This window comes from Paenibacillus sp. FSL R7-0179 (assembly GCF_038002265.1).
In the GTDB taxonomy this organism is placed as follows: Bacteria; Bacillota; Bacilli; order Paenibacillales; family Paenibacillaceae; genus Paenibacillus_AQ.
This window is the reverse complement of sequence record NZ_JBBOCC010000001.1, coordinates 2,898,662-2,912,965: the sequence shown is the minus strand read 5'-3', so window position 1 is coordinate 2,912,965 and position 14,304 is coordinate 2,898,662. Positions and strand designations below refer to the sequence as shown.

Here is a 14,304-nt window from a genome sequence, read left to right as displayed (position 1 = left end):
CGTGTTAAGAGCCCAGATGCCGTTCCAGCAGCAGCAGGAACCGGAGGAGTCCGCGCTCCATCCCCTCCTGCGTCAGCTGCGAGTAGCTTAAGCGGATATGCCTGGAGGGTATATCCCCGGCATAGCACACATCACCCGGCAGGAAGGAAATCCCTTCCTGCTCAGCCAGAGCGTGCAGCTCCTCAATCGCGGGGGATTCCGGCAGCTGCAGCCACAGATTGAGTCCTCCCCCTGGCAGCTGCCAGCTTACCCCGGCTGGAGCATACTGCTTCAGCAGCCTCGCTGCCGCCTCCTGGCGGACACGCAGCGCTGACCGCAGCTTCGCTGCGTACCCGTCATACTGGCGCGCGATGAAGGGCAATACAGCCCGCTGGGTCAGCAGCGGACTGCCCAAATCACTGGCCGACTTCGCGGCGATCAGCCGGGAGAGAATATTGCCTTCAGCGGCGACACAGGCGATCCGGCAGCCGGGGGCGAGGACTTTGCTGAAGCTTTTCATGTAGACGACATGCCCGGCGGTATCCAGCGATTTGATGGACGCCGGGGGCGGTTGATGAAAGTACAGGTCACTGAACGGATCATCCTCCACAATGAGACAGCGGTAACTGCGGGCAAGCTCCAGCAGTCGCTGTCTTCTTGGCATGCTCATGGTGACCCCGCTCGGATTCTGGAAGGTCGGATTGGTATAGATGAGCTTCGGCGGCCTCCGGTCACACATCGCTGTAAGCCGGTCCACCCGCATGCCGTCCCCGTCCATCGGAACGAAGATCATCTCAGCCCCCCGGCCGGCAAAAACATCAATCGCCCCCGTATAGCTGGGTCCCTCCAAATACACCGTGTCCCCCGGGCCGACAAAGGTCCGGGCAACCAGATCAATCCCCTGCTGTGCGCCGCTTGTGATCATCAAATCATCCGCGCCCAGCAGGATTCCCCGGCTCTGCAGATGCCGGCGCATTACCTCGCGCAGCTCAGGATCACCCTGAAAATTACCATAGGTGGCCATCAGCTCAGGCTGCTCCTTCACCAGTGCAGCCATAGTCGTGCCAATCGGCCCGAGCGGAAGCAGGCTGCTGTGAATGGAGGCCAGATGAAAGGGATAGTCCACCTCGGAATAATCGAAGTTACGCCAGAGCTGGGCCCGTGGCAGGTAGTCATCATAACCGTCCTGCCACCTTCCCTCTGCACCTTGCCTGCTCCGGTCCCGTTCCGCCACATAACAGCCCTTCCCCTGGCTGCATAGAATATGCCCGCGCAGCTCCAGGTCAGCGTAAGCCTTGCTTACCGTTACCTGGCTCACCTTCAAGGAGGAGGACAGCCCTCTGACGGACGGCAGCCGCGTACCCGGCTGGAGCAGCCCCGAGGTGATCCGCTGCGCGATCGTCTCGCTGATCTGCCGGGGCAGCGGTTTGTCGCCGCTGCGGAGTAAATCAATATGCATGGCCCGTCCCCTCCCAACTGTTATATTTACCGCTTTACTGTTATACCGCTATACCGTTATGATACTACAAAATTCAGAATAGCAGGGAGCATGAATATGAAGATCAATTACGCGGATATGACAAACCATCTGGGGTCCTCCGCAGTCCGCGATATCCTTAAAATCACACAGGGCAAGGACATCATCTCGCTTGCCGGCGGACTGCCTGCCGAGGAGCTGTTTCCGGCAGAAGCAATCCGGGAGGCTTACAGCCGTGTTCTGAGCGGCGACAGCTCTGCGCTGCAATATGGACTGACAGAAGGCTATCTTCCGCTCCGTGAACAGCTGGCCGCCAGACTGGGGCAACAGGGCATCCTAGTCTCCGCCGGGGAAATGATCCTCACTACCGGCTCCCAGCAGGCCATAGATCTGTTATGCCGAATTCTGCTTGATCCGGGAGACACCGTACTTGTAGAGGCACCGACCTATCTGGCCGCTTTGCAGGTACTGGGCTCTTACCGTGCAGACATCCAGGTTGTAAAGGGGGATGAGGACGGGCTGCTGCCGGAGCATCTCGAAGAGCAGCTCCGAGTACACCGCCCTAAGCTGTTGTACGCTGTTCCCACCTTCAACAATCCTTCAGGCGCAACCTGGAGCAGGGCACGCCGTGAACAAGTGGTGGAGCTATGCCGGAAATACGGGGTGCTGATACTGGAGGATAATCCTTACGGAGAGATAAGGTTCGATGAATCCCCGGAGGCCTATCCGCCTACCCTCGCAGCCATAGACAGGAATCTGGGCGGGGATACCTGCGTGGTCTATACAGGTACTTTCTCCAAGATCGTAGCTCCGGGACTGCGGACAGGCTGGATCATTGGCCCTGCCGGGCTGGTCTCAATGATCGCCAGAGCCAAGCAAGCCGCCGATCTGCACTCCAGCACCATCGATCAGCGCGCCTTGCATGAGCTGCTGCTCACCTTCGACCTTGAAGCCCATATCCGGCTGGTCTCCCGGGAATATAAGTCACGGATGAAGCAGCTCTCGGCTGAGCTGGCTTCGCAGAGCTGGCAGGGCACATCCTTCCTGGAGCCGCGCGGCGGCATGTTCCTGTGGCTGAGCCTGCCGGCCCGGATTCATACCGCCAAGCTGCTGCCGCTTGCCGTGGAGCAAGGAGTTGCCTTCGTTCCCGGCGAGGTCTTCTATCCGGAGCAGCCCATGAAGAATACGATGCGCCTGAATTTCACCCATACCCGGCCGGAGCTGTTGCCGCTTGCGGTGCAACGCTTGACTACCGCGCTGTCCCGTTATGAGGAGCGTGTGTTGTCTCTATAATGGGATCAAAGCCCTCATTCGTAGCGATATAGGGGTCCAAAGCTTAAGAAATAACAAAAAGGCGGCCCCCGTCAGGAGGCCGCTGTCTTATTGTCTGTATGTGTAATAATTAATTACTGCACTGTTCTTATTAGAGTTGTCAGTTAGGAAAGTTTGCCGTAAGCCGGGTTCTGTGCTCGTTGTGGTTCAGACGGGAACTACCCTCCCACCATAAGCGACAATCATCTATCTAGGCCATACATTACTGCACAGCTCCAGCGACCAACCTAGACACGCCTCAGGCGAAGGCTGCGGCTTCCGGTTAGGGAAGCAGCTGCGTCTCATTAGGTCTTGCTCCAGATGGGGTTTACCAGGAACGAAGTCACCAGCGTTCCTCGGGGTCTCTTACACCTCGGTTCCATCCTTGCCTGTGCCGCCCGAAAGCGGCCATCGGCGGTCCATTTCTGTGGCACTATCCTTCAGCTCGCGCCGACTGGACGTTATCCAGCACCCTGCCTTGTGGAGCCCGGACTTTCCTCCCGCATACGCTCTCACGCATACCGGCGATTGTCTGTCAAACTTTCCGAAACAACATTGTATATTATACAGATTTGCCGCCTAGTGCACAAGTGTAAATAATGGCGGCTTACAGAAATGTAAAAGGCTCGGTATCCGGCTGCGAGGCATGCACTGCCGTGCCGTACTTATGCTCCGTCAGCTTGCCGGCCAGAAACTCCGCTACCTTCACCTTCATGATCTTCTCCGCATTATGGCCCGGATCGATCAAGGCGATTCCCGCGAGGTGGGCATCCTGTGCGGTATGGTAATCGATATCGCCGGTTACCAGCACATCCGCTCCCTTGAAGATAGCGCTGCTGTAGTACTTGGCACCGGACCCGCCCATGACTGCCGCCTTGCGGATCGGGCGGTTCAGATCTCCAACCACACGCACGCTCTTCACATCCAATCCGTGTTTGACTGTCTCGATGAACTCACCAAGCGTCGCCGGCTCCTTCAGCTTCCCTACTCTTCCGAGTCCAAGGCTGCGTCCCTTAAGGTCCATGGAGTACAGGTCATAAGCCACCTCTTCATAAGGGTGGGCCTTCAGCATGGCCTGTACCACCTTGTTGCGGATGGGATGCGGGACAATCGTCTCGATGCGGACCTCTTCCGCCCGCTCCAGCTTGCCTGGCGTACCGATATACGGGTCTGTTCCTTTCTGGGGAAGAAAGGTGCCATAGCCTTCAATATTGAAGCTGCAATGGCTATAGTTCCCGATCTGGCCTGCCCCGGCGTTCAGAATGGCATCCAGCACCTTCTGGTGATGATCCTTCGGCACGAATACAACCAGCTTGGACAGCTGCTCGGTATGAATATCCTTGATCGGCGCACCGTTCTCAATGCCCAGCGCATCGGCCATCCAGTCGTTCATTCCGCCTTCGGCCACATCCAGATTCGTATGGCTGATGTACACAGCTATGTCGTTTTTGATCAGCTTCTCATATAAGCGGCCTGCCGGGGTATCCGTCAGAATTCCTTTGATCGGCCGGAAAATCACCGCATGATGGGCAATAATCAGATTACAGCCCTTGGCAACCGCTTCATCCACAATGCTCTCGTTGACATCCAGCGCCACCAGCACCCCGGTAATTTCCTTCTGGAGACTGCCGACCTGAAGACCGACATTATCCCATTCTTCAGCCAGATGCTTCGGGGCAAGCTGTTCCATATATCCAATTACGGTCTGTCCTTTGGCAAACATTCCAGCACCTCCGCAATCTGTTTAATCTGAAGCTTGATTCTGCTGCGCTTCTCCTCAGCCGCCTCCAGCTCCGAACGTGCGAGTGAGGCCAGGATGCTCTCCAGCTTGGAGATTTCACCCTGCCATTTGGCAGCGAAGACTTCATTCGGCGCTTGCAGCAGCAACGGTCCCATCTCCAGCAGCAGCGCCTGATCAAGGGCCATCTTCCCTCCTGCAAGCAGACGTTCGCTGTACAGCTCTTTATTCGTCCCCGCCGCTTCAGCGCCCTCAGGGACAGCGGTCAGGATCTCATAAATTTTACCGTCTTCCTCCAAAATATGCTCCGAGACCAGTACCCAGCTGTTAGCCAGCAGCCAGCGGCGCAGAATATCCTCGCCTACATTAGGCTGTAGCGCGAGCGTCTTCACCCCGGCCAGCTTGCCTAGCTTCTGCCCTCGTTCCAGAATCGCCGCGATCAGCGACCCGCCCATCCCGGCAATGGTAATGCAGTCCGCTTCCCCCGGCTCCAGCACCTCCAGCCCATCTCCGCGCCGTACAGCGATCCTTGCACCGAGTCCTGCTTCCGCAACGCCGCGAAGCGCCGCTTCATAGGGTCCCGGATTGACTTCTCCGGCAATAGCCGAAGGCACACGGCCGCTCTTCACAGCGGCAACAGGCAGCAGGGCATGATCTGAGCCGATATCGGCAAGTCTGCTGCCCGCAGGAACCTGCTCCAGCAGCAGCTGAAGCCGGTCTGATAATTTTACGTTGTTCATGAGGCCACCCACGTTATCCATTTTTTTCTGAAGAGGAACAGCAGCGCAAGGCCCACTGCAATCTTCAGTATTAATATAAGCGAGGTCCATTCCGGGAATCCTGCTCTGAGCCATAACGCGTCTACCTCCGGCATCAACCAGAGGGCAGCTCCAGCCCCCAGGTACACCCCTGAGACCCCGCTAACCTTGTGATACATCAACCAGCTCATCCAGATCATAAGCACACACAGCGGCAGCCAGAGCAGCTCCAGCTCCAGAAGAGAGGCATCCGGCCGGACATGCCCGAAGAATCCTGCATAGAGCAGAGCCCAGAAGGCATATCCGCAGAAATGAAGCAGCCCGATGCGCAGAAAAAAACCAAGCACACACCACAGCAGCCCGCAGGCCGCAATCAGCAGCGGTGTCCAAAAATCAGCATCCAGCTTATGCAGCTCAATCAGCCACAGTCCGAATCCCAGCGTTAAAATGCTGCCGATTCCTGCCAGCATCAGACTGATTGTCTTGTTGCGGTTCAGGTAAATCGCTGAATATCCATAACAAATAATTAGGACGCTGAGCGCTGTAGCAAGTTGCAAAGGCCAGGGAAAAACGCTAAAATAAAGACTAATCAAGAAAATCAAGGAAATAATTCCAAAACCAAACAGCCAAATTTTGATGCTTCCCTGCTGGAGATTCCGTAACGATACCGGATTGCTGTCCTCCACCTCTGCCTGATCATCATACAGGTTGGTCAGGAAGTCACAGTATTGCTCCGGCAGAAGCTTGCTTCTTCTCCAGTATTGGATTTCTCTTAATATAGTATCACGTTTCTCCAGGTTCAACCGGCATCCCTCTTTCCAGAACTTGCCTTCACTTCATTACAAGCTCCCGCACATGGCGGGGCTCCAGCATTGGTGAATCCCCTTGACAACATAATAGGACCTCCTGCCACCGTGCAGCAGAAGGTCCAGTTGTAAGGTCTATTCGAGGAAATCCTTCAGCCGCTTGCTGCGGCTAGGGTGACGCAGCTTACGAAGCGCTTTGGCTTCGATCTGGCGAATCCGCTCGCGGGTTACGCCGAACACCTTGCCCACTTCCTCAAGGGTTCTCGTCCGTCCGTCATCCAGTCCGAAGCGCAGGCGGAGCACATTCTCTTCACGCTCAGTCAGCGTGTCCAGCACATCCTCCAGCTGTTCCTTCAGCAGCTCATATGCCGCTGCATCGGCAGGCGCCAGCGCCTCCTGGTCCTCAATGAAATCTCCCAGATGCGAATCATCTTCCTCACCGATCGGTGTCTCCAGGGATACCGGCTCCTGGGCAATCTTCATGATCTCTCTAACCTTCTCAACGGTAAGCTCCATCTCCGCTGCAATCTCCTCCGGCGACGGCTCGCGTCCCAGCTCCTGCAAGAGTTGGCGGGAGACCCGGATCAGCTTGTTGATGGTTTCAACCATATGCACCGGAATACGGATCGTACGCGCCTGGTCGGCAATCGCACGCGTAATCGCCTGACGAATCCACCAGGTCGCATAGGTACTGAACTTGAAGCCTTTGTTATGGTCAAACTTCTCAACCGCCTTGATCAGACCCATATTGCCTTCCTGAATCAGATCCAGGAACAGCATGCCGCGTCCGACATAACGCTTGGCGATACTGACCACGAGCCGCAGGTTCGCTTCTGCCAGTCTCCGCTTCGCCTCCTCATCACCATTCTTGATGCGCATCGCCAGTTCCACTTCATCGTCAGCCGATAACAGCGGCACGCGGCCGATTTCCTTTAAGTACATCCGGACGGGGTCGTTGATCTTGATACCCGGAGGCAGCGACAGGTCATCGTCGAAGCTGAAGTCGTCACCTTCTTTGTCCTCATTGTCATCGCTTGGACGGAGGCTGTTCACCTCTTCATCATTCTCATTCACAACCTCAATCCCCAGATCGCTCAGTTGTTCGTAGAATTCCTCCATCTGCTCGGGGTCCTGATCGAATGGCGACAATTTCTCCATGATATCTTTGTAATTAAGTGATGATCTTTTCTTCCCGTGATCAATAAGCTGATCCTTAACCTGATCCAGAGTAAATTCCGCTTCCAGTTCAGTGTGCTGATCGTTCGCCATAATTCGACTCCCTCCTCCCTAGGTACATCCTGTCAACAGCTCATTGTCTCTCTAGGGCTAAAATTTCACTTGCTATTTGTGCTGCACGCAAAAAGTCACCGGATTTCTCCGCCTGAATCATCTCTTCACGCCTATGTTCAATTTTGCGCTGCAGAGGATACTTCCGCACTTCACGAATACAATCGTCCAGAACCTGGGTATTCCAGTCTGGAGGGGTGTCCATCATGGAGATCGCCGTTGCGGTCTTCTCCAGACGGTCGTCCTGAAGCGATGATAGAAACCGGCTGATGCCGGGTGGTTTGCCTTGCGCATAATAAGCATATAGATAAGCGGCGATTGCCGCATGATCATCAATATTGAACTCTTCCCCGAGCCGTTCACCCACATAGGCCGCCGCTTCCGGGTCTTGAATCATGAATGATAACAGGCGCCGTTCTGCAACATGGTAAGCAGGCAGCAATGTAGGTGTCTGCACTTGCCCTTTTTTATGCCTACCATTATTCCACCTATTATCGTTATTATCCCCTTCGGGATTGTTTTTTTGCATGGAGGCCCGAAGTAAATTGCAATCCTGCTTCAGACTGTCGTAGGACAGCTCAAGCTCGGAGGCGATTTCCCGCAGGTACACCTCCCGCTCCGTTGAAGAATGGAGTCCGGCGATAATCTCCAGAGCCTCCTTGACATAGGCAATTTTGCCGTCTTCCTCTAGGAGTATATGGTTTTTTTTCAGATATATAAGCTTAAATTTGATGGAAGACACGGCAGAGTCAATCACCTGTTCTCTGAATCTGTCCCCGCCATGACGGGAGATGAATTCATCCGGATCGAGGCCGCTGGGAAGCAGGGCAACCTTGACCCGCAGACCGCTGGACTCCAGAATAGGAATGGCCTTAAGGGCGGCAGCTTGTCCAGCCTTATCTCCATCATAGGCAAGCACAATCTCATCTCCAAGGCTCTTCATTAAGCCCACGTGACCCTCAGTAAGCGAGGTTCCCATCGTGGCTACCCCGTTCTGCACACCTGCCTCCCAAGCCGAAATGACATCACCGTATCCCTCGAACAGGACGATTTGCCGCGTTTTGCGGATGGATGCTTTGGACTGGTGGAGATTGTACAGAATCCGGCTTTTGTTGAATAAGCGGCTCTCGGGAGAGTTAAGGTACTTCGGCTGCCCCTCCCCGAGAATACGTCCGGCGAAGGCAATCGTCTTGCCCATACGGTTCGCAATCGGAAAAATAACCCGGCCGCGGAAGCGGTCCAGATATCCTTTGCCTTCCCCTCTGGCAGACAATAGCCCGCCCTTCTCCATCTCGGCGAGATCGAAGCCGCGCTTCTCCAGAAACTGCAGCAGCGTATCCCAGCGGTCCGGCGCGTAGCCGATCTGGAACTGGTCAATCATTTTGTCGCTGAACCCCCGGGTTCTTAAGTAATCCATGGCGGCAGTGCCGTATTCCGTGTTCTTCAGCAAAAAATGATAAAACTTCGCCGATAATTCATACGCCTGAATCAGCCGGTCCCGCTCAGGGTCGGGGGCAGCCAGCGCCCCGCCTCTACCCTCAGGAACAGGGATATCACTCTCTTCCGCCATGATTCTGACTGCTTCGGGGAAGGATAATCCTTCGATTTCCATCCTGAATTTGATGGCATTTCCGCCCATACCGCAGCCAAAACAATGAAAGACTCCCCGGTCAGGGGTAACAGTGAAGGAAGGGGACTTCTCCGAATGGAACGGGCAAAGGCCCCATAAGTATTTACCCTGCTTGGACAATTGGACAACCTTGCTGACTGTATCGACAATATCATGCCGCGCCAGCACGTTCTCGATAACCTCTTCGGGAATAGGACCATGTCCGCTAGCCACATTAGCCACCTTCATCTCTTAACAGTTAAATATAATTCGCTATAGCTGGACATTCTCCTGCAAAATTGTTAAAAGTTTTGTCAGTTTATGTTGAAAAAGATTTTTTTCCTCTGCGGTAATCGCTTTGGGACCCTTGGAATAGTGCCCGCGCCTGCGTTCAACCGCCTTGGCATGCCTGCTCTCCAGCATAAAATCCATGGTAGAATTCTCATATTCCTGGCCCCGGTTCGAAAGTGCAAGGCAGCGTTTGCCCAGCGCCAGCGCCGCCAGTCCATAATCCTGCGTAATTACGACATCTCCTGCAGAAATATGATTGGCGATATAGAGGTCGGCACTATCCGCCCCGCGGTCCACCTGAACCACCGTAACGCCTTCTTCCGCCCGCAGCACATGATCGTAGGAAGAGACCATCAGCACCGGAAGCCCGAACCTGCGCGCCACAGCAATAATCTCCTGCTTAACCGGACAGGCATCACCGTCCACAACAATCTTCCTTAGCCGGGAAGTTTCCAAGCTCAGCCTCACCAAATTCCTGTGTAATATATATTACGCTCTAACCATTCAAAAATCCTTCTTTGGTAAAGCATAAATACGGAACGAATGTCAACTACGCATTGGCACCGTTCCGTATATTTATACCCTAAACCCTCGATCTATACCATAAAATCGCAAACATTACTTAAAACCTGCCTAAATTACCACACCAGCTTGCCGAAATCAGCAAACAATTTGGAATCCGTATGAATGCCGGCCAGCAGCGCCAGACGGTTCGAGCGGACGGCTTCGTCTTCGGCCATAACCATAACCGAATCGAAGAATCCGGTAACGGCTGCTTCAAGTCCCGACAGAATCTGCAGGGCTTCAGCGGCATGTCTGGAAGCAAGGGCTGCGCGGTAAGGCTCATGAATACTCTGCCAAGTCGAGTACAGCTTCTGTTCCGCTTCTTCCTTAAGCAAGGCCGGGTCGATAACTGCACCCTCCGGAGCTTTGGCGGCCAGATTGCTGACACGGGTCAGTGAATCCACGGTGATTTTGAAATCAGCCAGATCGGTTACTGCATTCATCAAAGCAAGACTTCTGCCTACTACGTCAACGATATCATCGAATCCTGCGGCAAGCGCTGCATCCACAACATCATAACGTACATTGTTGTCGGCTAACAGGCGTTTGACGCGCAGACCGAAGAACTCATACAGGGTTATACGCAGTTCGGGGGAGAAATGTTTCTCTGCACGGAAACTTCCATGGACTTCCAGTGCCGCTGCGAAAATCTCCTGCAGGCTTAGGCTCAGCTGATGCTCCAGCACGATCTGGACAATCCCTGCCGCCTGACGGCGCAGAGCATACGGGTCCTGGGAGCCGGTTGGAATAATTCCGATGGAGAAGCAGCCGACAATCGTATCGATTTTATCAGCAAGGCTGACTACAAGACCTGCCTGTGTAGAAGGAACGGCATCTCCGGCGAAGCGCGGCTGATAGTGCTCGAAGACCGCTTTGGACACCTGCTCTGCTTCCCCGGCCTTACGGGCATAATCCTCACCCATCGTGCCTTGAAGCTCAGGGAACTCTCCTACCATCTGGGTTACCAGATCGAATTTGCAGATATCCGCTGTACGGCTGACTTCCGCAGCAGCCTCTGAAGACAGCTCAAGCTTCACAGCCAAGCGCTCAGCAATGGCACGGATACGGCGCACTTTGTCACCCACACTGCCCAGCTCTTCATGGTAGACGATATTCTCCAGCTTAGCCAGCGCATCGTTAATCTGCAGCTTCTGGTCCTCTTCATAAAAGAATTTGGCATCTGACAAGCGGGCGCGCAGCACCTTCTCATTCCCCTTGGCGATGACATCCAGCGATACCGCATTCCCGTTACGCACTGTTACGAAGAACGGCAACAGCTTGCCGTCTTCACCGAACACCGGGAAGTAACGCTGATGCTCACGCATAGAGGTGATCAGCACCTCCTGCGGAATATTCAGGAAGGCCGGATCAAAGGTACCGAACAGCACCGTCGGCGTCTCTACCAGGAACAAGACCTCTTCCAGCAGATCCTCTTTGACCGCAATCTTCCAGTTTTTCTCTTCCGCAAGCTTATGAATACCGCTTAGAATCAGCTCTTCGCGTTCCTTCACATCCACCAGCACATGCTGGCTGCGCAGAGCTTCAACGTATGCAGCAGGCTCAGCGATCACAGCTTCTTCCCCGAGGAAACGGTGGCCGCGGCTCACATTGCCCGCCTTGACTCCGGTAATCGTAAGGTCAATGATCTCTTGGCCGAAGAGGGCCACCATCCAGCGGATCGGACGGACGAACTTGAAATCATAAGCGCCCCAGCGCATATTCTTCGGGAAGGTCATGCTGCTGACAATGCCAGCCAGGCCTTCGGAGAGAAGTGAGGCTGTCTCAATGCCGGTGCTGCTCTTGGTCACATAGATGTATTCTACGCCTGCCAGTTCCTTGAACGTGAACTGCTCCGGGGTTGCACCCTGACTGCGGGCAAAGCCCAGGGCCGCCTTGCTCCACTCGCCGCTGGCATCCAGCGCAATTTTGCGTGACGGTCCTTTGACCTCTTCGCTTACATCCTCTTGGCGCTCTGCCGCATCCTTCACCAGTACGGCAAGGCGGCGCGGTGTTGCATATGCACTAACGCCCTGATGACTGATGCGTGAGGCCTCCAGCCATTTCGCCGTTCTGTCCTTCAGTTGCTCCATCGCCGCCCGGATAAAGCGTGCAGGAATTTCCTCCAGACCGATCTCGAACAGAATATCCTTAGACATGGTCAGCACCTTCTTTCTTCAGCAGCGGGAAGCCCAGCTTCTCGCGTTCCTCCAGATATGTCGCCGCTACGGTGCGGGCCAAATTGCGTACTCTCGTGATGAAGCCTGTGCGTTCCGTTACGCTGATTGCGCCGCGCGCATCCAGCAGATTGAAGGTATGCGAGCATTTCAGCACGTAATCATAGGCCGGGAAAACCAAATGATTCTCCATCGCCCGGCGTGCTTCCTCTTCATAGGTGTTGAACAGGGTGAACAGCATTTTGACATCCGAGACCTCAAAGGTGTAGGTGGAATGCTCAACCTCCGGCTGATGGAATACATCTCCGTACGTCATGCCGTCCACCCATTCCAGGTCAAAGACATTCTCCTTATCCTGAATATAGGAGGCCAGACGCTCCATCCCGTAAGTAATCTCCACCGCTACCGGACTTGCTTCAATTCCGCCAACCTGCTGGAAGTAGGTGAACTGGGTAATTTCCATACCGTCCAGCCACACTTCCCATCCGAGGCCCGCACAGCCCAGGGACGGATTCTCCCAGTTATCTTCGACAAACCGCACATCATGCAGCAGGGGATCTACGCCCAGTGCCTTCAGACTGTCCAGGTACAGCTCCTGAATATTGTCCGGGGACGGCTTGATGATCACCTGGAACTGGTGATGCTGATACAGGCGGTTCGGGTTCTCCCCGTAACGGCCGTCGGACGGACGGCGTGAAGGCTCCACATAGGCAACCTTCCACGGCTCCGGACCCAGGGAACGCAAAAAAGTCATAGGGTTCATCGTGCCCGCCCCTTTTTCCGTATCATACGGCTGGACGAGAATACAATTCTGGGCGGCCCAGAATTGCTGCAGGGTCAGAATCATCTGCTGAAAGTTCATAACTACCGGCTCCTTCGCTATACAAGTGTGGTACTGCCTCTTGCTTATGACTGGCTCTTGCTGCTACGCGATGGAGGCGGCACTAGCTTCTATGTACTTGCGGTCTGTGATGGAAGAAGGATCTCCCGCACAGCCACAAGTCAAAAAGCTCCCGCCCCCATGCCTGATGAACAGACATAGGGACGAGAGCTCAAATATGTTCTCCCGCGGTTCCACCCTACTTGATTACGCAAAGATCACGCAATCCACTTTTCATGCTGCCGCTTCCGTACTCCCGGGTGCCCTGTTCATGAACGTCGTCCCGCCAGGCTTCCACTACCCCCGGCTCGCTGCTGCGACCATACGCCCACTACTTCCCCGATCCACGCACTCTCTCCAGTTCTGGAGCAAACACGGCAATCTTATAAAAGAAACTGAACTTATAGTAACGGATAATTTGCGATTCGTCAAATATTGTATTTATCGAGCTGGTCCAGGAAGCTCTGGGACTTCAGTCTGAGCCCCAGCTGCATATCCATGAATCCCCGCATAACGGTCTTCAGTTCTGCACGGGTCTCCGGCCTCACATCCACATTCCCCAACCTGGTCAGATCCAGCGCCGCGAAGATCCGCAGCAGCTTCAACGCACGCGGAGAAATCTCCATGGCCGGCGGATCATTATGCCGGCAGCTGCGGCAGAGGACTCCCCCCAGACGGGGGCTGATTCTAAGCTGCTCATCCGGCTTGTCCTTGCCGCAGACGATACAGGAATCGAGCTGAGGCCCGTAACCGGCAGCCTGCAGCACCTTCATTTCAAATACATTGATGATAATACCCGGTTCCTTGTCTTCCTCCAGTGCATTCAGACAGGCGGTCAGCTGGCGGTACCAGAAGCTGCCTGTCTCTTCATCATGCAGCACCCGGTCCAGCAGCTCGCAGGCATAGGATGCATACGCCGCCTTGACCAGATCCTCGCGCAGCGGATGATGGGACTTCGTGATCTCTCCGGCGTTCAGTGTTCCCAGTCCGCCGTTGTTGCGGAAGAACACGAATTCACCTGTTGTGAACAGCTGGATCAGGGCAGCATGACGGCTTTTGACCTTCTTGGCGCCCCGCACCAGAACCCCTACTTTACCGGCGTTCTCGGTGCAAAGCGTAATAATGGCGTTCCCTTCGCCGTAGTCCATGCTGCGGATGACGATCCCTTCCACCCTGTATAGCATGCCTCTTCCCCCAACCACTCGGCAAGCAACCAGTCCTTATTGCGCTTCTTCATCGATAGCCATCTCTTCCTCCGCCGGCAGCGGTCCGCTGCCCTCGGGCGAATCCCCAGCTTCCCTGTACAGCAAATACGCATCGAGATCTCCAGTCATTGCAAAATACTTCCACGAAAAATTCCGCATTCGTATTCATCCTTTCTTCGGAAACACGATGTCTCTCCAGATGTAGGATGTGCGATGCCCCAGGTT

12 protein-coding genes and 1 other RNA gene are annotated in these 14,304 nt (G+C 54.8%); 1 reads left to right on the top strand and 12 read right to left on the bottom strand.

Features of this window, described 5'->3' with window-relative positions; all coding sequences use genetic code 11:
- Positions 1 to 4: 4 nt before the first annotated feature.
- Positions 5 to 1,438 (bottom strand): MocR-like pyridoxine biosynthesis transcription factor PdxR, encoded by a 1,434-nt coding sequence (gene pdxR / locus MKX63_RS12875; protein WP_341017498.1) that lies wholly within the window; start codon positions 1,436 to 1,438, stop codon positions 5 to 7.
- 96 nt (positions 1,439 to 1,534) lie between these two features.
- Between pdxR and MKX63_RS12870 the strand changes: the two genes are divergently transcribed.
- Complete coding sequence (locus tag MKX63_RS12870) at positions 1,535 to 2,749, top strand: aminotransferase-like domain-containing protein (RefSeq protein WP_341017497.1); 1,215 nt, start codon at positions 1,535 to 1,537, stop codon at positions 2,747 to 2,749.
- A 144-nt stretch (positions 2,750 to 2,893) separates the two neighbouring features.
- Here the strand turns inward: MKX63_RS12870 and rnpB are convergent.
- From rnpB to MKX63_RS12815, 11 genes are all read right to left on the bottom strand, one after another.
- An RNA gene (gene rnpB, locus MKX63_RS12865) (RNase P RNA component class A) lies at positions 2,894 to 3,311 on the bottom strand.
- 63 nt (positions 3,312 to 3,374) lie between these two features.
- Positions 3,375 to 4,490, bottom strand: a complete 1,116-nt coding sequence (locus tag MKX63_RS12860) for a Nif3-like dinuclear metal center hexameric protein (RefSeq protein WP_341017495.1) — start codon at positions 4,488 to 4,490, stop codon at positions 3,375 to 3,377.
- Entirely contained in the window at positions 4,466 to 5,245 is a 780-nt protein-coding gene (locus MKX63_RS12855; RefSeq protein WP_341017493.1) for a tRNA (adenine(22)-N(1))-methyltransferase, read from the bottom strand. The genes MKX63_RS12860 and MKX63_RS12855 overlap by 25 nt, the downstream gene beginning before the upstream one ends.
- Positions 5,242 to 6,066, bottom strand: a complete 825-nt coding sequence (locus tag MKX63_RS12850) for a hypothetical protein (RefSeq protein ID WP_341017492.1) — start codon at positions 6,064 to 6,066, stop codon at positions 5,242 to 5,244. The genes MKX63_RS12855 and MKX63_RS12850 overlap by 4 nt, the downstream gene beginning before the upstream one ends.
- Positions 6,067 to 6,204: 138 nt before the next feature.
- Complete coding sequence (rpoD, locus tag MKX63_RS12845; protein ID WP_238654605.1) at positions 6,205 to 7,338, bottom strand: RNA polymerase sigma factor RpoD; 1,134 nt, start codon at positions 7,336 to 7,338, stop codon at positions 6,205 to 6,207.
- 40 nt (positions 7,339 to 7,378) lie between these two features.
- Positions 7,379 to 9,214, bottom strand: coding sequence for a DNA primase (gene dnaG / locus MKX63_RS12840; protein WP_341017490.1), 1,836 nt, complete (start codon positions 9,212 to 9,214; stop codon positions 7,379 to 7,381).
- Positions 9,215 to 9,238: 24 nt separating this feature from the next.
- Positions 9,239 to 9,712, bottom strand: a complete 474-nt coding sequence (locus MKX63_RS12835) for a YaiI/YqxD family protein (protein ID WP_341017489.1) — start codon at positions 9,710 to 9,712, stop codon at positions 9,239 to 9,241.
- A 182-nt stretch (positions 9,713 to 9,894) separates the two neighbouring features.
- A complete protein-coding gene (glyS, locus tag MKX63_RS12830) occupies positions 9,895 to 11,976 on the bottom strand; it encodes a glycine--tRNA ligase subunit beta (protein WP_341017487.1) in 2,082 nt (693 codons plus the stop codon).
- Positions 11,969 to 12,856, bottom strand: coding sequence for a glycine--tRNA ligase subunit alpha (gene glyQ / locus MKX63_RS12825; RefSeq protein ID WP_036724333.1), 888 nt, complete (start codon positions 12,854 to 12,856; stop codon positions 11,969 to 11,971). Before glyQ ends, glyS begins: the two co-directional genes overlap by 8 nt.
- Before the next feature lie 446 nt (positions 12,857 to 13,302).
- Complete coding sequence (recO, locus tag MKX63_RS12820) at positions 13,303 to 14,058, bottom strand: DNA repair protein RecO (protein ID WP_341017485.1); 756 nt, start codon at positions 14,056 to 14,058, stop codon at positions 13,303 to 13,305.
- A 36-nt stretch (positions 14,059 to 14,094) separates the two neighbouring features.
- A complete protein-coding gene (locus tag MKX63_RS12815; protein WP_076075837.1) occupies positions 14,095 to 14,238 on the bottom strand; it encodes a YqzL family protein in 144 nt (47 codons plus the stop codon).
- Positions 14,239 to 14,304 lie beyond the last annotated feature (66 nt).

Bases quoted from the DNA above. Each gene is read 5' to 3' on its own strand.
- recO (WP_341017485.1), bottom strand. From the start codon at position 14,058: ATGCTATACAGGGTGGAAGGGATCGTCATCCGCAGCATGGACTACGGC.
- glyQ (WP_036724333.1), bottom strand. From the start codon at position 12,856: ATGAACTTTCAGCAGATGATTCTGACCCTGCAGCAATTCTGGGCCGCC.
- glyS (WP_341017487.1), bottom strand. From the start codon at position 11,976: ATGTCTAAGGATATTCTGTTCGAGATCGGTCTGGAGGAAATTCCTGCA.
- MKX63_RS12815 (WP_076075837.1), bottom strand. From the start codon at position 14,238: ATGCGGAATTTTTCGTGGAAGTATTTTGCAATGACTGGAGATCTCGAT.
- MKX63_RS12860 (WP_341017495.1), bottom strand. From the start codon at position 4,490: ATGTTTGCCAAAGGACAGACCGTAATTGGATATATGGAACAGCTTGCC.
- dnaG (WP_341017490.1), bottom strand. From the start codon at position 9,214: ATGAAGGTGGCTAATGTGGCTAGCGGACATGGTCCTATTCCCGAAGAG.
- pdxR (WP_341017498.1), bottom strand. From the start codon at position 1,438: ATGCATATTGATTTACTCCGCAGCGGCGACAAACCGCTGCCCCGGCAG.
- MKX63_RS12855 (WP_341017493.1), bottom strand. From the start codon at position 5,245: ATGAACAACGTAAAATTATCAGACCGGCTTCAGCTGCTGCTGGAGCAG.
- MKX63_RS12870 (WP_341017497.1), top strand. From the start codon at position 1,535: ATGAAGATCAATTACGCGGATATGACAAACCATCTGGGGTCCTCCGCA.
- rpoD (WP_238654605.1), bottom strand. From the start codon at position 7,338: ATGGCGAACGATCAGCACACTGAACTGGAAGCGGAATTTACTCTGGAT.